Annotated in this window: 16 protein-coding genes; 6 read left to right on the top strand and 10 right to left on the bottom strand. The window is 45.9% G+C overall.

The window, feature by feature from the left end:
- Nucleotides 1-80 precede the first annotated feature (80 nt).
- The 10 genes from IQ294_RS07140 to rpmH all read right to left on the bottom strand — a co-directional run bounded on the left by IQ294_RS07140 (nt 81) and on the right by rpmH (nt 9,828).
- Nucleotides 81-914: a ParB/RepB/Spo0J family partition protein gene (locus tag IQ294_RS07140; protein ID WP_203333353.1), complete on the bottom strand. Its 834-nt coding sequence runs from the start codon at nt 912-914 to the stop codon at nt 81-83.
- A complete protein-coding gene (locus tag IQ294_RS07135) occupies nt 907-1,668 on the bottom strand; it encodes an AAA family ATPase (protein ID WP_203333352.1) in 762 nt (253 codons plus the stop codon). Before IQ294_RS07135 ends, IQ294_RS07140 begins: the two co-directional genes overlap by 8 nt.
- A 156-nt stretch (nt 1,669-1,824) precedes the next feature.
- A complete protein-coding gene (gene noc / locus IQ294_RS07130; protein WP_203333351.1) occupies nt 1,825-2,685 on the bottom strand; it encodes a nucleoid occlusion protein in 861 nt (286 codons plus the stop codon).
- A gap of 103 nt (nt 2,686-2,788) precedes the next feature.
- Nucleotides 2,789-3,502, bottom strand: coding sequence for a 16S rRNA (guanine(527)-N(7))-methyltransferase RsmG (gene rsmG, locus IQ294_RS07125; RefSeq protein WP_203333350.1), 714 nt, complete (start codon nt 3,500-3,502; stop codon nt 2,789-2,791).
- Between the two features lie 190 nt (nt 3,503-3,692).
- Nucleotides 3,693-5,582, bottom strand: a complete 1,890-nt coding sequence (gene mnmG, locus IQ294_RS07120) for a tRNA uridine-5-carboxymethylaminomethyl(34) synthesis enzyme MnmG (protein ID WP_203333349.1) — start codon at nt 5,580-5,582, stop codon at nt 3,693-3,695.
- A 22-nt stretch (nt 5,583-5,604) separates the two neighbouring features.
- The gene (gene mnmE, locus IQ294_RS07115; protein WP_203333348.1) at nt 5,605-6,990 is read right to left on the bottom strand and encodes a tRNA uridine-5-carboxymethylaminomethyl(34) synthesis GTPase MnmE; all 1,386 of its coding nucleotides are present in this window, start codon (nt 6,988-6,990) and stop codon (nt 5,605-5,607) included.
- A 522-nt stretch (nt 6,991-7,512) separates the two neighbouring features.
- Entirely contained in the window at nt 7,513-8,274 is a 762-nt protein-coding gene (jag, locus tag IQ294_RS07110) for an RNA-binding cell elongation regulator Jag/EloR (RefSeq protein ID WP_203333347.1), read from the bottom strand.
- Entirely contained in the window at nt 8,271-9,059 is a 789-nt protein-coding gene (gene yidC / locus IQ294_RS07105) for a membrane protein insertase YidC (protein WP_203333346.1), read from the bottom strand. The genes jag and yidC overlap by 4 nt, the downstream gene beginning before the upstream one ends.
- Nucleotides 9,060-9,119: 60 nt before the next feature.
- Nucleotides 9,120-9,461: a ribonuclease P protein component gene (gene rnpA / locus IQ294_RS07100; RefSeq protein ID WP_203333345.1), complete on the bottom strand. Its 342-nt coding sequence runs from the start codon at nt 9,459-9,461 to the stop codon at nt 9,120-9,122.
- A gap of 229 nt (nt 9,462-9,690) precedes the next feature.
- Nucleotides 9,691-9,828: a 50S ribosomal protein L34 gene (rpmH, locus tag IQ294_RS07095; RefSeq protein ID WP_033544046.1), complete on the bottom strand. Its 138-nt coding sequence runs from the start codon at nt 9,826-9,828 to the stop codon at nt 9,691-9,693.
- 491 nt (nt 9,829-10,319) lie between these two features.
- On the opposite strand from rpmH, the gene dnaA reads away from it, so the two are divergent.
- The 6 genes from dnaA to gyrA all read left to right on the top strand — a co-directional run bounded on the left by dnaA (nt 10,320) and on the right by gyrA (nt 19,114).
- Entirely contained in the window at nt 10,320-11,663 is a 1,344-nt protein-coding gene (dnaA, locus tag IQ294_RS07090) for a chromosomal replication initiator protein DnaA (protein WP_203333344.1), read from the top strand.
- 172 nt (nt 11,664-11,835) lie between these two features.
- On the top strand, nt 11,836-12,972 hold the full coding sequence (gene dnaN, locus IQ294_RS07085; RefSeq protein ID WP_203333343.1) for a DNA polymerase III subunit beta: 1,137 nt from the start codon (nt 11,836-11,838) through the stop codon (nt 12,970-12,972).
- 107 nt (nt 12,973-13,079) lie between these two features.
- Nucleotides 13,080-13,319 (top strand): S4 domain-containing protein YaaA, encoded by a 240-nt coding sequence (gene yaaA / locus IQ294_RS07080; RefSeq protein WP_255536224.1) that lies wholly within the window; start codon nt 13,080-13,082, stop codon nt 13,317-13,319.
- Nucleotides 13,309-14,421 carry a DNA replication/repair protein RecF gene (recF, locus tag IQ294_RS07075; protein ID WP_203333342.1) on the top strand — a complete coding sequence of 371 codons (1,113 nt, stop codon included), beginning with the start codon at nt 13,309-13,311 and terminating at the stop codon, nt 14,419-14,421. Before yaaA ends, recF begins: the two co-directional genes overlap by 11 nt.
- 158 nt (nt 14,422-14,579) lie before the next feature.
- Nucleotides 14,580-16,508, top strand: a complete 1,929-nt coding sequence (gene gyrB / locus IQ294_RS07070) for a DNA topoisomerase (ATP-hydrolyzing) subunit B (RefSeq protein WP_432419950.1) — start codon at nt 14,580-14,582, stop codon at nt 16,506-16,508.
- 29 nt (nt 16,509-16,537) lie between these two features.
- Nucleotides 16,538-19,114, top strand: a complete 2,577-nt coding sequence (gene gyrA / locus IQ294_RS07065) for a DNA gyrase subunit A (protein ID WP_203333341.1) — start codon at nt 16,538-16,540, stop codon at nt 19,112-19,114.
- The last annotated feature ends 576 nt before the right edge of the window (nt 19,115-19,690 follow it).

Below are 19,690 nucleotides of genomic sequence, written 5' to 3'. Positions count from 1 at the left end.
ACAGACAGGCAAATCATTCTGTATTGCCCTCCATATAAACAGAACCTACTCTCCGGAAAAGGAGAATAGGTGCGGTTCGATTAATTCAACAGCTCTAAAATACGTTCCAGGTCTTCTTCAGAGAAAAACTCGATTTCGATTTTTCCCTTGTTTTTGTTTTTCTTGATCTGAACATTTGTACCGAATCGGTCCCGAAGTTCAGATTGTTTTTCTTCTATAAAGATATCTTTCTTTTTCTCGATTGTTTCACGTGGAACATCTTCGTTGATCCGCTGTACCAGGTTTTCAAGCTGGCGGACATTTAAACCCTCTTTGACGACACGTTCCGCCGTCTCCGGAATCAATTTCTTTGAGCGCAGCCCCAATAGCGTGCGGCCATGTCCCATCGAGAGTTTCTTATCCGAAATCAGTTGGCGGACATCTTTCGGCAATGCCAATAAACGGACATGGTTTGCGATATGCGGACGGCTCTTCCCTAAACGGAAAGCCAGTTGCTCCTGGGTAAGATTCAACGCTTCCATCAATTTCTGGTAAGCTTCCGCTTCTTCAATCGGCGTCAAATCTTCCCGCTGAAGGTTTTCCAATATAGCAAGTTCCATCATTTGCTGATCGGTCAGCTCTTTGGTGATTCCCGGGATTTCTTTCAGTTTCGCAAGCTTGGCTGCCCGGAAACGGCGTTCGCCTACGACCAGCTCAAAGTTTTTGCCGGCCTTTCTGACGACCACCGGCTGCAGGATACCATGTTCTTTGATGGATTCCGCAAGTTCAGTCAGTGCGGCTTCATCGAAAATCTTCCGAGGCTGGTAAGGGTTCGCTTTGATAGCAGAAATGCTGATTTGATGGACCGTTTCATTCTTCGTCAAGTTTTCACCCGGAAATAAGGCGTTTATGCCCTTGCCTAATCCTTTAGCCATTTTTAATCACTTCCCTCGCCAATTCTAAGTACATTTCCGCGCCTTTTGATTTTGCATCATAGATGATAATCGGTTCACCATGGCTTGGCGCTTCGCTCAAGCGTACATTCCGGGGAATGATGGTCCGGTAGACTTTATCCTGGAAATATTTCTTCACTTCTTCGATGACCTGTATGCCCAGGTTCGTACGGGCATCAAGCATCGTCAGCAAAACCCCATCAATCATCAGATCATGGTTCAAATGCTTTTGGACAAGACGGATCGTGCTCAGTAATTGACTCAATCCCTCCAGGGCATAGTATTCACATTGCACTGGTATGATGATGGCGTCTGAAGCCGTCAGGGAATTGATGGTCAGGAGACCCAGTGATGGAGGACAGTCGATGATGATGTAATCGTACATCCCCTTCACTTCCTTAAGCGCATTTTTCAGGCGCACTTCACGGGACATCGTGGATACCAGCTCAATTTCAGCTCCTGCCAGCGAAATCGTAGCAGGCACGACGTGAAGATTTTCGACTTTCGTTTCCATAATCGTATCTTTAAGATCGACATCATCAATCATCACATCATAGATGCATTGATTGACATCGCCTTTGTTGACGCCTACCCCACTTGTTGCGTTCCCTTGCGGATCGATATCTATTAAAAGAACTTTCTGGCCCAAATATGCAAGACAGGCACTTAAGTTCACGGAAGATGTTGTTTTTCCTACGCCGCCTTTCTGATTGGCGATCGCAATTATTCTACCCACTCGTGCACCAACTTTCTATATACTCAACTCATGTTCAACGGGAAGCCTATTTCGTTCTTGTTCATTTCCCCGTTCCTCTATTGTATCAAAATATTTCTTCCGTATGATTACATTGGTATTAAAAAAAAAAGCCCTTTCCTCTCTGGGAAAAAGCTTTCAGGATTTTTTCTTCGGTATCTTCACTGTTATTTGATAATATTCATCGTGTTCTTCTTCTTCGGAAGATACATCGATTCCGCTTTTCGTCACCATCGTCAGAGATTGCTTGATCGTATTCATCGCAATCCGGACATCCCGGCTGAACGCTTTGCGTTTCGGTTTTATTTTCTTCGGTTCCGCTGACAAGTGATTTTTCACTTTCAACTCCAGCTGCTTTACATTCAGGTTCTGCTCGACTGCATCATGGAAGAACTTCATCTGCACTGCCGGATCTTTCAATTGGAGCAGCACTCTGGCATGGCGTTCCGTGATGACGCGATCCAGTAAAGCCTGTTGCAGCTCTTCAGGCAATTTCAGCAACCGCAGTTTATTGGATACCGTCGACTGCCCTTTTCCGAGACGCTGTGCCAATGCTTCCTGTGTAATTTCATGGATTTCCAACAGGTTCTGGTAAGCATTCGCTTCTTCGATGGAAGTCAGTTCTTCGCGCTGAAGGTTTTCGATCAGTGCAATGGAAGCTGTTTCTTTATCACTCAATTGACGGACGATGGCGGGAACTTCTTCCCAACCCAGCGATTTCATCGCGCGGAAACGACGCTCCCCTGCAATGATTTCATAATTTTCGTCTTCATCGATTCGGACAACGATCGGCTGAATGACACCGTGCATATGAATCGTGCGCGCCAATTCCTCGATCTTATCTTCATCGAAGATTGTTCTAGGCTGAAATTTATTCGGAATCACTTTATCAATCGGCAATTTGACTACTTCTTCAGCAGCCTCTTTTACCGGTTTTTCAACAATACCTGTCTCTTCTTTATCTCCGCCCCCGAAGAAACGTGAAAAAGGACTTTTCATCCTCAAGCACCACCTTTTAAAAGCTCACTTGTACATCATTCGCTGTTTCTGCTCAAATACCTGCTTTTTAAAATGTTTCACGTGAAACATTCCCGTCACCTTTTCAGGAAATCGGTGATTTATTCGGCATACCCGGTTTTCTCGGATACTTTTTCGGTGTTTCCTTGAATTTGCGGAAAACCTGAAGATATCGCTCACTTTCTTCAACCGGCAACGTGAAAGCATGGACACTTTCCAGTTTTACACCCAGTTTTTGAAGCGCCTTTTCAGCATCTTTTAATTCATCCGGTGCGGAAGCTGCTTTCATTGCGGCAAATACTCCGCCGTTTTTCACAAGCGGCACGCATAATTCAGCAAGCACGGACAACCGGGCTACAGCGCGGGCTGTAACGATGTCGTATTGGGCACGATGTTCGGATTGACCAAAATCCTCTGCACGGGCATGCACAAATGTCACTCGTTCCAGCTCCAGTTTATCGCTCAAATGATTAAGGAACTGAATCCGTTTATTCAATGAATCGACGATCGTCACCTGAATCTGAGGGAAACAGATTTTCAATGGAATGCTCGGAAATCCGGCGCCCGCTCCCACATCACAGACGTTCAACGGTTTGGTGAAGTCCAGATAAAATGCCGCTGTAATTGAATCATAAAAATGCTTCAAGTAAACGGAAGGCTGATCGGTAATGGCAGTCAGGTTCATCTTTTCGTTCCATTCGACCAATTCTTCATAATAGGTTTTAAACTGTCGGAGCTGACGGTCGTCCAGCTGAATTCCTTTTTCACTGAGGGCGTCTTTAAATTGCTGTTCATTCAATTCGCTTATCCTCCCTCTTCTTAATGCGTTCTTTTCTTCACGATCATATGTAAAAAGGGCTGGTGTCTCCCAGCCCTTTCGTTCGGCTTTATATCAATCAAATTAAACTAGATTGAAACGGCGATCCCCGGGCAGCCTTTTTAGTAATCGGCTTTTTTAGCCCAAATATCCATTCATTCTATTGTATAAATCAAACAGAAATTTTCGCAATTCTTCCTTGTTCAATATACACCAAAAGAATGGAAATGTCAGCAGGATTTACGCCAGAAATTCGGGAAGCCTGTGCGATGGAAAGAGGTCTGACTTCTGAAAGTTTACCTCTAGCTTCCGTGGCAATACCGGAAATCGCATGATAATCGATATCTTCCGGAATTTTTTTATCTTCCATTTTTTTTAGTTTTTCCACTTGTTGAAGCGATTTTTCGATATAGCCTTCATACTTCACCTGAATTTCAACTTGCTCTTTGATCTCTTCATCAAGTTCGATGTCGGATTGAGTCAATTTGGCAATCATTTCATAATGCATTTCCGGACGTTTCAACAGATCAGCACCCCGGATGCCATCTTTCAGTTCACTGCCCCCTGCATCGCGGATTGCCGCTTGTGTTTCTTCAGTTGGTTTGATCATCACTTTACGCAAACGGTCAATTTCTTCTTCGATGCGCTGTTTTTTCTCAACGAAGCGGCCATAGCGCTCTTCATCGATCATCCCCAGTTTATAACCCAGTTCCGTCAGACGCATATCTGCATTGTCATGACGCAGAAGCAGGCGGTATTCAGCACGTGACGTCAGCAAACGGTAAGGCTCGCTTGTCCCTTTAGTCACGAGGTCATCGATCAGGACACCGATATAGGCGTCGGAACGGCTCAGAATGACTTCTTCTTTGCCAAGCACTTTCGCTGCAGCGTTGATGCCTGCCATCAATCCTTGGCCTGCAGCTTCTTCGTAACCGGAAGTTCCATTGATCTGACCTGCTGTATAGAGATTTTCAATCTGTTTTGATTCGAGTGTCGGCCATAACTGCGTCGGTACGATCGCATCGTATTCGATGGCGTAGCCGGCACGCATCATTTCCGCTTTCTCAAGTCCCGGAATCGATTCCAGCAGCATGCGCTGAACATGTTCTGGCAGGCTTGTCGACAGTCCCTGCACGTAAACTTCGCTGGTATTGCGGCCTTCCGGCTCCAGGAAGATCTGATGTCTCGGCTTGTCGCTGAAACGGACGATTTTGTCTTCGATGGACGGGCAATAACGCGGCCCTGTCCCTTTTGCCATACCCGAATACATCGGTGACAAATGAAGGTTTTCGTCGATGATCTGATGTGTTTCTGTAGTCGTATATGTCAGCCAGCAAGGCAATTGGTCCATGATGAACTCTTTTGTTTCGAAACTGAAAGCGCGCGGTTCGTCGTCGCCTGGCTGGATTTCCGTTTTCGAATAATCAATGCTTTTGCTGTTGACGCGGGGAGGTGTACCGGTTTTGAAACGTACCGTTTCAAAGCCAAGCTCCTCCAGGTTTTCAGCCAGTTTAATGGATGGCTGCTGATTGTTCGGTCCGCTCGAATAGCGGAGATCGCCGATGATGATCTCCCCGCGCAGGAATGTACCTGTTGTGATGATCACGGTTTTCGCGCGGTAAATGCCGCCCGCCTGTGTCAGCAGTCCTTTGACGACACCATCTTCAACAATCAGTTTTTCCACTACGCCCTGATGAAGCGACAGATTTTCCTCATCTTCCATCAGGCGTTTCATTTCCTGCTGGTAAAGCACTTTATCCGCTTGTGCGCGCAACGCACGTACGGCTGGCCCTTTTGCTGTATTCAACATTCTCATCTGAATGTGTGTTTTATCGATAACGCGTCCCATAGCGCCGCCAAGCGCGTCTATTTCACGTACAACGATCCCTTTCGCCGGTCCACCAATGGATGGGTTACAAGGCATAAATGCGATCATATCCAAGTTCATCGTCAATGCGAGCGTGTTTGCTCCCATGCGGGCGGATGCAAGTGCAGCTTCTACGCCTGCATGCCCCGCTCCGATAACGATTACGTCGAACGTGCCTGCTTCAAATTGTGGCATGTCCGTTCATTCCCTTCAAATTTTATTTCCCAAGGCAGAACTGCGAGAATAATTGGTTCAGAAGTCCATCATCAGCAGTGTCGCCAATAATTTCTCCTAGTATTTCCCATGTTCGGGTGACATCTATTTGGACCATATCCACTGGCACGTCCATTTCCGCTGCATTGATGGCATCTGAAATGGTCTGGTGCGCCTGATGCAATAGAGCGATATGGCGGGCATTCGAAACGTAGGTCATGTCCCCTGCTTCGATTTCCCCTTCAAAAAACATATCGGCAATGGCCTGTTCAAGCTGATCGATTCCTTCTTCTTCTATTAAAGAAGTGGTCACCATCAATTTATCGCCTGCCAGTTGCTGCAATTGCTCCAGATCGATCTGGCGCGGCAAATCGGTTTTGTTGACTACCACAATATAATTCATTCCCTTGACCGCCTCAAACAATAAAGCATCTTCTTCGGTCAGAGGTTCAGCATAATTCAGCACATAAAGGATCAAATCCGCTTCCTTCAGCACTTTACGCGAGCGTTCAACGCCGATGCGCTCAACGATATCTTCCGTTTCCCGGATACCCGCCGTATCGACAAGGCGAAGCGGCACACCGCGGACGTTCACATATTCCTCTATTATATCACGGGTTGTCCCTGCAATTTCAGTGACAATGGCTTTATTTTCCTGGACCAGGCTGTTGAGAAGCGACGATTTTCCGACATTCGGCCGTCCGACAATCACAGTAGAAAGCCCTTCCCGAAGGATTTTCCCCTGGGAGGATGTCTGGAGGAGCTTATCGATTTCAGCACGCACCCATTCCGCTTTTTCAAGCATCATCGGACGTGTCATTTCTTCGACATCATCATATTCCGGATAATCGATATTCACTTCCATCTGGGCAATCGATTCCAGCAGCGCCTGGCGCAGCGTACCGATGAGTTTCGACAGCCGCCCTTCCATCTGGCCGAGCGCCACATCCATGGCACGGTCTGTTTTCGCACGGATCAAATCCATGACCGCCTCTGCCTGGGACAAATCGATCCGTCCATTCAGGAAAGCCCGTTTGGTGAACTCACCCGGCTCTGCAAGCCTTGCGCCTGCACGCAGTACAAGCTGCAAAACACGGTTTACGGAAACAATTCCTCCGTGGCAGTTGATCTCGATGACATCTTCACGGGTGAAAGTTTTGGGTCCTTTCATGAAAGACACCATCACTTCCTCCACTACTTCCTCTGTCCACGGATTTTCGAGATGTCCATAATGTATGGTATGTGTTTTTTGTGACGCCAATGTTTTGCCGCTTGGTGTACGGAACAGGCGGTCAGCAATCGAAATCGCTTCCGGTCCGCTCAAACGGACGATGGCAATCGCCCCTTCGCCGCTCGGCGTCGATATCGCAGCAATCGTATCGAACTCCATGATGCATCCTCCTCTATATAAAAAACCGCATGCCGGGCTGAAAAATTATCCACAACCGGCTATCTTCTGATCTATCTATGTCAATTCCAGTTTTACGCTTTAAAAAAGTTGTCCACATGTGGACAACCAAGAAAAGTACATGACTTTCTAACATATTACAATAGCATAAATCCCACTGAATCGAAAGACAGAGAACTCCAGTGGCTAAATTCATTTTTCTGTCTGCACAGCGAATTTTATCATGCATTCATTTGCATATTTACTCGTTTTGCTGTTCTGTGAAAAATTTTGTGTCTCTTCTCCCTCTTTTTTATCCGTTACTTCTCTTTTTCAATCGTTCCTCTTTGTATCTTTTCCAAAAAATCCACTGGCTTTCGTTTAAGTCGTTTTGCACTTGATTTTTTAGTCGAAATTAGAAAAAAAAAACTTCCATTATTCCCATTTTAAGGATTTATTGGCTGAAGATGACCCAATTCAACTCCATAAAAAAAAGCCCGCTCATAAAAGCGGGCTGCCTTCATTTCACCGCAACGGTTCAATGACCAGATAGCGGTTTGGGTCTTTTCCTTCTGAATACGTATCAATATCAAGGCGTCTCGACAATGCCTGATGTATCACTTTGCGCTCATAGGATGGCATCGGTTCGAATTGAACGCGGCTGCCGGTGCGAATGGCTTTGTCAGCCATGCGATCCGCCAGCTGCTCCAGTGTTTCCTGGCGGCGCTCACGGTAGTTCTCTGCATCAAGTTCCACCATCATGAAATTATTGGTGTATTTATTGGCCACAAGCTGTGCCAATTGCTGAAGGGAATTCAAGGTATGCCCTCTTTTTCCGATCAGCATCGCAACTTTTTCACTTTCCAGATAGAAACTGGCCTGCTTGCCTTTTACTTTATGGCTGATGGACAGATCTTCGATGCCCATGTCTTTTGCAATCGCATGCAGGTATTTCTTCGTTTCTTCAATCGCCTCATCATTGGAAGGACGGGATTCCACCGGTTCTTCACCGGCCGTTTCCTCTTCTCCCTCTTTTTCAGTGGCTGTGCCGTTCGGCAGTTCCGTTACAACTGGGATTTCCGGTTTTTTGTCGATTTTCGGCAATTCCGTTTCCGGCTCATTCACCGTCACTTGGACTTCTGCCTGTTTCGCTCCAAATCCGAGAAATCCTTTTTTCTCTTGCTGAATTACGTTGATGGTCACTTCTTCACGTGTAACTTGGAGTTTTTTCAATGCTTCAGTTATCGCGTTTTCAACAGTTAGACCCGTCTGCGTAATCTGTTTCACTTTCTAGCCCCTCCTGCTTTCGTTTTAACAGGCTGTTGCACTTCTTTTACTTCTTTCTTTTCCCAAGGACGATAGATGAACATGTTTTGGATCAATGAAATGATATTTCCGATTACCCAATACAATGTCAGAGCGGATGGCAATACGATACCGAATCCGACAATCATGATCGGCATGAAATACATCATGATTTTCATCTGCGGATTGTCCATTGCCGGACCTGTCTTCAAGACGACGAATTGCATCAAACCAGCGATGATCGCCAGTACAATACTTGGTTCGGCAAGCGGGAAAATCAGGAACGCGCCCAAATCGATCTCTGGTGTGCTGTTCATGCGGCTGATGGCATGGTAGAAACCGATCAATACAGGCATCTGTACAAGAACCGGTAAACAGCCCGCCATCGGGTTGACGCCGCGTTCCTGGAACATCGCCATCATTTCCTGCTGGTATTTCTGCTGGGTCACAGCATCTTTCGATTTATACTTCTCTTTCAGTTTTGCAAGTTCCGGCTGGATTTCCTGCATGCGTTTCGAGCTTTTCGTCTGTTTGATCATAAGTGGCAACATGACGAGACGGATGATGATCGTTACTGCAATGATCCCGAATCCGTATGTGCCAAGCAGATCTTTAAAGAACGTAATGGCCGACACTAATGGCCAAACAATAAATTCATTCCAGAATCCTTCGCTGTCGCTGCTGATCGGCTGATCAAACTCCGTACAGCCCGCCAATAATAAAGCTGCGCCTATCAGCATGATGAGCAGTAAATTACGCTTATTCAAGCTTTTTCCCCCAAACTATTTCATTTTACTTCTATAGTAACATTCCCATGGATGCGCTTTCTACTTCTTAGGCAATGCACGGGCAATTTTTAATACATGCTGCAAACTTTTTTTACTTTCATGAAAATCCATAGTGGCCGCCTGTTGCCGGGCGATGATAACATAATCGGCATTTTGCGCCAGATCTTCCTTCATTTCAAGGAATGCCTGTCTGATATACCGTTTGATGCGATTGCGTGTCACAGCGTTGCCGACTTTCTTGCTCACTGATAAGCCGACCCTGAATTCAGGCTGCTCGCTTTTCAGTACATAGACGATGAATTGGCGGTTCGCAAATGACTTTCCCTGCTTGAAAACCTTCTGGAATTCTTTATCCTTCTTGATCCGTTGATGCTTATTCATTTTTTCACCTGCTTATTCGGCTATATATAAGGAAGTTCGGTTTTGGAGCTGGTGGCTTTGCTTTTCTGTGTCCAGACTCCGGCGGCCCAGCTGCGCGATCAGGATCGCTTCGCTGTTCCTACTTATGCCTGTCAGAGCTTAACGGGTGCCGTCGCTTTTCTAATGTCCAGACTCCAACGGCCGGTTCCGCTTTTCTAAAAAAAAAAGACCACTGATGCGGTCAGTGGACTTAAGCTGATAATACTTTTCTTCCTTTACGACGGCGTGCTGCGATAACGCGACGTCCGTTCTTTGTGCTCATACGTGCTCTGAAGCCGTGTACTTTGCTGTGTTTACGTTTATTTGGTTGATATGTGCGCAATGTCATATTAGGACACCTCCTGAAATGAGAGTTAACTATTCATCTTTATTAATCTTAAAGACAGTCTCGACTATTATAATAGCTGAACCCCTCAAATGTCAATATCTTATTCTGCATCGCGTTACTCTTTGATAATAATGTTATCCACATCCATAAAATATTTTTCCGGATTTGCTGTGCAGTATTTTTTTCGGTAAAATAATTATCCACATCCCTTATCTACAAGTTTCACACATAGGAACTGCATGTGGATAGTTCCGCTGTGCGTTATTCCGGTTATGTGGATAAGTAAAAGAACTGCTTGTATTGTCTAGTACTTTTTGGTAACATTAACTTGTTTTCACTTGTTGATAATTTTTATACCAAAATACTTATCCACAATCTGTGGGTAAGGTGTGGATAGTTATTCACCAGCCTGTTCATGAATGTTATCCACAGCCTGTGGCTTTGTGTATGATATACTTAAAAAATATTTTACATATAAAGGAGAAGAGCTATTGGAACACTTAGACGAAATCTGGTCGAGTGTCTTAGCCCAAGTTGAAACAAAAATCTCCAAACCGAGTTTTGAAACGTGGTTAAAATCAACAAAACTTTTATCTTATCAGGGTGATACCGTCACGATATCGGCCCCTAATTCATTTGCCCGCGACTGGCTGGAAAACCATTACGTGCATTTGATAACAGGGATTCTTTCGGATCTGACAGGCGATGATCTGCTGATAAAATTTGTTGTTCCCAAAGATCAGGACATGGACGATTTTCAGCTTCCAGCGCCCCGCGTCAAGCCGGGCCAGAATGACCAGCAGGAGTTTTTGCCGGGAATGCTTAACCCCAAATACACTTTCGATACCTTTGTAATTGGATCAGGCAACCGTTTCGCGCATGCTGCATCTCTTGCAGTTGCCGAAGCTCCCGCAAAAGCATACAATCCGCTGTTCATCTACGGGGGCGTAGGACTTGGCAAGACCCACCTCATGCACGCCATCGGACATTATGTCCTTGAACACAACCCGAATGCCAAAGTGGTTTATTTGTCTTCGGAAAAATTCACCAACGAATTCATCAATTCCATCCGGGATAACCAAACAGTCGATTTCCGCAATAAATACCGGAGTGTCGACATTCTTTTGATTGATGATATTCAGTTTTTGGCAGGAAAAGAGCAGACGCAGGAAGAATTTTTCCATACATTCAATACGCTGCACGAAGAATCCAAGCAGATCATCATCTCAAGTGACCGGCCGCCGAAAGAGATCCCGACACTCGAAGACCGCTTGCGGTCGCGTTTCGAATGGGGGCTCATTACGGATATTACACCGCCGGACCTGGAAACACGCATTGCCATTCTGCGCAAAAAAGCGAAAGCTGACGGTCTTGATATCCCGAATGACGTCATGATGTATATCGCCAATTCCATCGATTCGAATATCCGGGAACTGGAGGGGGCATTGATTCGCGTAGTCGCTTATTCCTCTCTGATCAACCGGGATATGAGTGCGGAACTTGCAGCGGAAGCGTTGAAGGACATCATGCCGAACGCAAAACCCAAAGTCATCACCATCCTGGACATCCAGCATGCTGTCGGTGACCAGTTCAATATCAAAATCGATGATTTCAAAACAAAACGCCGCACAAAGGATATCGCATACCCACGGCAGGTGGCCATGTACCTTTCGCGCGAGCTGACTAATTTTTCATTGCCTAAAATCGGCGAGGAATTCGGAGGGCGCGACCATACGACGGTCATCCATGCCCACGAAAAGATTTCGACGCTGCTGAAAAGCGATCAGCAGCTCCAGCAGGATGTAAAAGACATTAAAAAAGCACTTACAACATAAAATAAGGTGTGGATAAGCCGCCGGATTGCCCAGTAGCTTACACACACCTTATCTACATGTGGATAACCTGCCCTGATTCAGGAAAAAGGGCTTATCCACATATTCACAGCCCCTACTACTATTATTACTTTAAAAGCTTTAAACAAAATATATATATAAGCGAGGTTCGAGAATGAAATTCGAGATAATGCGTGAACGATTAGTCGAAGGTTTAAACGATGTAATGAAAGCAGTCAGTTCAAAAACGACCATCCCGATTTTAACAGGGATCAAAATGGACGTTTCTTCAGAAGGCATGAGATTGACGGGAAGTGATTCAGATATCACGATCCAGACTTTCATCCCGGCTGAAGAAGATGGCGAACAGATCATCCGTGTCGCACAGGGAGGAAGCATTGTCCTCCAGGCGAAAGTTTTTGGGGAAATCATCCGTAAATTGCCGACCAATGATGTGGAGATCGAAATCACCGGCAATTTCCAGACGCATATCCGTTCGGGCAAATCCGAGTTTCATCTAATAGGCCTGGATGCGATGGATTATCCACAGCTTCCTGAAATTCAGGATGACCGTCTGTTCACCATACCGGCAGATCTATTGAAGACGATCAACCGTGAAACAGTTTTTGCGGTGTCCAGTTCTGAAACACGTCCTGTGTTGACAGGCGTCCACTGGGAAGTCAAAGAAGGGCAGTTGGTCTGTGTCGCAACTGACAGCCACCGCCTTGCGCGCCGAAAAACGACTTTGGAAACTCTTCCGGAAGGCGAATACAGCGTCGTTATTCCAGGGAAGAGCCTGAATGAGCTGAACAAAATTCTTGATGATACATCAGAACCGGTTGAAATCGTCATGACGAATCAGCAGGTGCTTTTCAAATCGAAGCATATTCTGTTCTTCTCGCGGCTGCTTGAAGGAAATTATCCGGATACATCCCGTTTGATTCCTTCTGAATATAAAACGACTGTCACAGTAAACGGCCGTTCATTATTGCAGTCGATTGACCGTGCTTCTTTACTTGCACGCGAAGAACGCAATAATGTGGTGCGTTTTTCTGCAGCAGAAGGCAGCGATGTCGAAGTCTCTTCAAATTCGCCGGAAGTCGGAAAAGTGGAAGAGCAGCTTCAGGCACAGAGTATAGAAGGAGAAGATCTGAAAATCTCATTCAGCGCGAAATTTATGATGGATGCGTTAAAAGCGATTGATGGCCAGGATGTCGTCATTCAATTTACTGGTGCCATGCGCCCGTTCGTCCTGAAATCCGCTTTGGATGATTCGATTCTTCAGCTGATTCTTCCTGTCCGGACATATTAAACATCATTTACACCTCAGGATAGCCCATACAGGCTATCCTTTTTTACTTTTAGGGGCGTTTAGGGTAAAATAAAGGGATAGACTACGAATTGAAGGATGAGTGCATTTTGAAAGAAATCGGTATTGAGACGGAATTTATTACATTGGGCCAATTACTGAAAATGACGGATACGATCAGTTCAGGTGGAATGGCGAAATGGTTCTTGAGTGAACATGAAGTTTTCGTCAACGGAGAAGCGGAAAACCGCAGAGGGAAAAAGCTGCGTCCGGAAGACACAGTATCAATTCCGGAAGTGGGGGAATTCCGTATCGTAATCGCCGAAGGCATGAGCTTCGATGCGGATTGACCGTCTCGAACTCCTGAATTACCGGAACTATGAAGAGCTGGAGCTGTCGTTTTCCCCGGAGATCAACGTCTTTATCGGAGAGAACGCGCAAGGCAAAACCAATGTCATGGAAGCACTCTATGTGCTGTCGATGGCCAAATCCCACCGAACTTCCAATGACAAGGAATTGATACGCTGGGATGCGGAATATGGTAAAATAAAGGCTGATATCTACCGTAAATACGGCAAATTGCCGCTTGAAATCACCTTATCCAAAAAAGGCAAGACTGCTAAAGTCAACCACTTGGAACAGCGGAGGCTGAGCGATTATATCGGCCAGTTGAATGTCGTCATGTTCGCACCGGAGGATCTCCATCTTGTAAAAGGAAGCCCCCAGGTCCGCCGCCGTTTCATTGATATGGAAATTGGCCAGATTTCACCGGTCTATTTGCACGATCTGTTGGATTACCAAAAACTTTTAAAACAGCGCAATCATATATTAAAGCAGCATTACGGAAAACAATCGATCGACGACATGATGTTCGATGTCTATACCGATCAATTTATAGAAGCCGCCGTGAAAATCATCCGGAAAAGATTCCACTTCATGGAGCTTCTCCAAAAATGGGCGGCTCCGATCCATCAGGGAATTTCACGCGGTCTCGAACAATTGGAGATCCGCTACCAGCCGATCAGTGGACTGGATCCTGATTGGACCTCGGAAGAAATGGCTTCTTTCCTGCAGCAAAAACTGCTGGAAGTAAGAAAACGTGAAATCGACCGCGGCGTGACGCTTGTCGGTCCGCACCGGGATGAACTTCAATTCATCGTCAATGGCTATGATGTCCAGACTTACGGCTCGCAGGGCCAACAGCGGACTACCGCCCTGTCACTGAAATTGGCTGAAATCGAGCTGATCAAACAGGAAGTGGGAGAGCCTCCGGTTTTATTGCTGGACGATGTATTATCGGAATTGGATGATTACCGCCAATCCCATTTGCTGAATACGATCCGCGGTTCGGTCCAGACATTTGTGACCACGACCAGTGTCGACGGCATCCAGCATGAAACGATTCAAAGTGCGCGTCTCTTTGAAGTAACAAAAGGCACGGTCAAAGAGTGAAACATTTATCTGAATAGCTGCACGTCAGGCCGTCATCAGGCATCTATTGGATATGGCGGCGTTTTTGTGCGGCAGCAGTTTTTAAAGATTTGAATCTCAGTCAGTTACAGCGTGCCATGGGAAAATAGAAATGTTGTAAGGAAGAGCAGGTGAATGGAATGGCTATGGAAGAAAACGATTTAAAGCAATCATATGGTGCCAATCAAATCCAGGTTTTGGAAGGATTGGAAGCTGTTCGTAAAAGACCAGGGATGTATATCGGTTCGACAGGCTCACGGGGCCTTCACCATTTAGTATGGGAAATTGTCGATAACAGTATTGACGAAGCACTAGCCGGTCATTGCGATCAGATAAAAGTGACGATTGAAAAAGATGACTGGATCCGCGTCGAAGACAATGGCCGCGGCATTCCGGTCGATATGCAGGAAAAAATGGGCCGCCCAGCGGTCGAAGTCATCATGACTGTACTTCATGCCGGCGGTAAATTCGGCGGTGGCGGATATAAGGTTTCAGGCGGTCTCCACGGAGTTGGGGCATCGGTTGTAAACGCTTTGTCTGAAGTCACTGAAGTATACGTAAACCGTGATTCAAAGCGCCATTACATCAAATTCGAACGCGGAGCGGTGACGGAAGAATTGAATGTCATCGGTGAATCCGACCATACAGGAACGACCATCCGCTTCAAAGCGGACAGCGATATATTCAAGGAAACGACTGTCTATGAATTCGACATCCTGGATCACCGTCTGCGCGAACTTGCCTATTTGAATAAAGGCTTGAAGATCATCGTTGCCGATGAGCGCGAAGACCAGGAAAAAGAGAAAATCTATCATTTCGAGGGCGGGATCAAATCCTACGTCGAACATTTAAATAAAACAAAAGACCCGATCCATGAAGAAGCGATTTTCGTGGAAGCGGAAAGAGAAGGCATCACTGTGGAAGTGGCGATGCAATACAATGCCGGCTATGCAGCGAACATCTTTTCATTCGCGAACAACATCAATACTCACGAAGGCGGAACACACGAATCCGGCTTTAAGACGGCGTTGACGCGTGTCATCAATGACTACGGCCGCAAAAACGGCATGCTGAAAGATGCAGATGTGAACTTGACCGGGGATGACGTAAGGGAAGGGTTGACGGCCATCATTTCCGTTAAGCACCCTGATCCCCAATTCGAAGGGCAAACGAAAACGAAATTGGGCAACACCGAAGTCAGCACCATTGTCAATAACTTGTTCTCCGGCGGATTTGAACGGTTCATGCTAGAAAATCCAGCTGTAGCACGTAAAATAGTTGAAAAAGGCATCATGGCTTCACATGCGCGCCTGGCTGCCAAAAAAGCGCGTGAGTTCACTCGCCGCAAGTCGGTGCTGGAAGTTTCGAGTTTGCCGGGTAAATTAGCAGACTGTTCTTCACGGGACCCGAAAATAAGTGAAATTTATATCGTTGAGGGTGATTCGGCGGGAGGTTCGGCAAAATCTGGCCGTGACCGCCATTTCCAGGCGATTCTGCCATTGCGCGGTAAAATCCTGAACGTTGAAAAAGCCCGTTTGGATAAAATCTTGTCGAATGCGGAAATCCGCAATATCATCACAGCACTCGGAACCGGTATCGGTGAAGAGTTCAATATTGAAAAGGCGCGTTATCACAAAGTCGTCATCATGACCGATGCCGATGTCGACGGCGCACATATCCGTACACTTCTTTTGACATTTTTCTTCCGCTATATGCGGCCGTTAATCGAAGCAGGCTATATCTACATCGCTCAGCCACCTTTATTCCAGATCAAACAAGGCAAGCATGTTGAGTATGTCTATACAGATGCCCAATTGAAAGATGCACTGGAAAATCTGTCAAGCAATCCGAAACCGAATGTCCAGCGCTATAAAGGACTTGGTGAGATGAATGCCGAACAGCTTTGGGATACGACGATGGATCCGGATGTCCGCACATTGCTTCAGGTCACATTGAACGATGCCATGACGGCAGATGAAACTTTCCATATCCTGATGGGCGACGACGTTGAACCGCGCCGGAACTTCATCGAAGAAAATGCACGCTATGTTAAGAATTTGGATGTCTAAGGTGATACAGGTGAGAGGAGGCTGCGGAAATGGCGGAACGGCCTAGCAGTGGAGTTGAAGAAATAAATATAAGCACGGAGATGCGCACATCGTTTTTGGACTATGCAATGAGCGTTATCGTCTCCCGTGCCTTGCCGGATGTACGTGATGGATTGAAACCGGTCCATCGCCGCATTCTTTATTCGATGTTCGATCTCGGAATCACTTCCGATAAAGCCTATAAAAAATCTGCGCGTATCGTCGGGGATGTAATCGGTAAATACCACCCGCACGGTGACAGTGCAGTTTACGAGACGATGGTACGGATGGCGCAGGATTTCAGTTACCGCTATATGCTTGTTGATGGACACGGGAACTTCGGTTCTGTGGACGGAGACGCGGCAGCTGCGATGCGTTATACCGAGTCAAGGATGTCGAAGATCGCGATGGAACTGTTGCGCGACCTGAATAAGAATACAATCGACTATAGAGAAAACTACGATGGCCAGGAAAAAGAGCCGGTCGTTCTTCCAGCCCGTTTCCCGAACCTGCTGGTAAACGGAACTTCCGGTATTGCTGTAGGTATGGCTACGAATATTCCTCCCCATAATCTTGGGGAAACAATCGATGCTGTGCTTGCATTGGCGGAAAATCCGGCTATCACTACAGAAGAGCTTCTTGAACATATGCCAGGGCCTGATTTCCCGACAGGCGGTATTATCCTGGGCCGGAGCGGTATTCGCCGTGCTTACGAAACAGGTAAAGGATCAGTGATGATCCGTTCCGTAGTGGAAATTGAAACGAAACCGAATGGGCGCGAGACAATTCTGATCCATGAACTGCCATTCCAGGTCAATAAAGCCCGTTTGATCGAGAAGATTGCTGAATTGGTGCGCGATAAGAAAATCGATGGCATTACAGATTTGCGCGATGAATCTGACCGCAACGGTATGCGCGTCGTTATCGAAGTTCGCCGCGATGCAAGCGCCAATGTCCTTTTGAATAACTTATATAAACAGACGGCAATGCAGACAAGTTTCGGTATCAACATGCTGGCTCTTGTCGATGGACATCCGAAAGTTTTAAGTTTACGTGAAGTTTTATTCCATTATTTGGAACATCAAAAAGTGGTTATCCGCCGCCGTACGCAGTTCGATTTGCAAAAAGCGGAAGATCGTGCGCATATCCTTGAGGGATTACGCATCGCGCTTGACCATATCGATGCCATAATTGCATTGATCCGTGGATCTCAGACGGCCGAAGAAGCCCGCAATGGTCTGATGAACGACTTTAACCTTTCAGAACGCCAATCACAGGCGATTCTTGATATGCGTCTTCAACGCTTAACAGGTTTGGAACGCGATAAGATAGAAGATGAATACCAGGGTCTCGTGAAAACGATCGAAGACCTTCGTGAAATCCTGGCGAATGAATACCGGATCATCGAGATCATCCGTGAGGAAATGACAGAGATCAAAGAACGCTTCGGTGATGAAAGAAGAACTGAAATCACTACAGGCGGAACTGAAATGTTCGAGGATGAAGATTTGATCCCGCGTGAAGATTCAGTTCTTACACTGACTCACAACGGCTATATCAAGCGTTTGCCTGCAAACACTTACCGCAGCCAGAAACGAGGAGGACGCGGTGTCCAGGGAATGGGTACAAATGAAGATGATTTTGTTGAACATCTTCTATATACATCCACCCACGATACAATCCTGTTCTTTACGAGCAAAGGTAAGGTTTACCGCAAGAAAGGCTATCAGATCCCTGAATATGGCCGTACCGCAAAAGGTTTGCCATTAGTCAATCTCTTGGAAATCGGTAAAGATGAGAAAGTCACAGCAGTAATTCGAGTGGAAGAATTCAAGGAAGACGCATTCTTCTTCTTTACTACACGTGATGGACTCAGCAAACGTACGCCGGTAACGAATTTTGCCAACATCCGCCAGAACGGGTTAATTGCGATTGGCCTGCGTGAAGAAGATGAGCTGATTTCAGTCAAACTGACGGATGGCACGAAAGAAATGGTCATCGGAACACGCAACGGTGCATTGATCCGCTTCCCTGAAACGGACATCCGCAGTATGGGACGTACAGCAAGCGGCGTTCGCGGCATCCGACTTCGTGAAGGCGACCAGGTTGTCGGTATGGAGATATTGGATCCCGAGGATAATGTTCTTGTCATCACCGAGAACGGGTACGGGAAACAGACGAAAGAAGCTGAATACCGTGTGCAGTCCCGGGGCGGTATGGGCATCAAAACATGCCAGATCACTGATAAGAACGGACCGCTCGTAGCAGTCCGCACTGTTAACGGTACAGAAGATATCATGCTGATAACAGTGAACGGTGTCCTGATCCGTATGGATGTCAATGATATTTCCGTCACTGGCCGAAGCACACAAGGCGTCCGCCTGATCCGTCTGGGCGAAGACGAAATTGTGGCGACTGTCGCGAAAGTGAAGAAAGACATCGATCTTCCGGAAGAAACAGCTGATGAAGGCGCTGATGATCTTCTAATAGAAGAAAGTGCTGGAGCGGATGTTTATTCCGAAGATGAAATCATCGCAGAAGATACAGAAAACGGCAGCGAAAAACTGTCGGAAGAAGATGAAGAATAGATTGGAGCGACCCGCAGAAGTATTTGCGGGTTCTTTTTTTCTGTTTTTTCATTGACGCAATTTTTTTTCAATTTCATCGAAAAATATCCAATGAAAACAAATTGCGCGAATCTGAACTAATTTCCGATTATGTGTTGACGCAACTTGTCAGGCATGGTATATTAATCAAGTCGCCAATGAGCGCGGCAATAAATTTTAAACTGAACCTTGNAATCAAGGAAGTGAATGTAACTTAATTTATAATAAGTTACATTCAGATGCTGTTCAAATTGCTCAAAGTATTTTTAAGGATTGATTATTCTATCATTAACAATATCTTGCCTTTAACATAACTAACAATAGTTTTTTGGACAGGTTACTAGTATATATACTAGTAACCTGCCGTAATTCTTGTATTCTTACTTGCTGCATAGTTTTTCAGCATAGACACACTACTAGTATATATACTAGTAGTATGAGCAAACAGTCAACACAAGCAGATGCCTGTGTTAGTAGTATATATACTACTAACATTACATAAGAGGTAGCTTTTACTCTTTCATTTAAGTATACTACTAGTATATATACTAGTAGTAT

This window comes from Planococcus beigongshangi, assembly GCF_016820495.1.
Lineage (GTDB): Bacteria > Bacillota > Bacilli > Bacillales_A > Planococcaceae > Planococcus > Planococcus beigongshangi.
The sequence above is the reverse complement of the archived record's forward strand: the minus strand, read 5'-3'. Positions and strand labels throughout refer to the sequence as shown.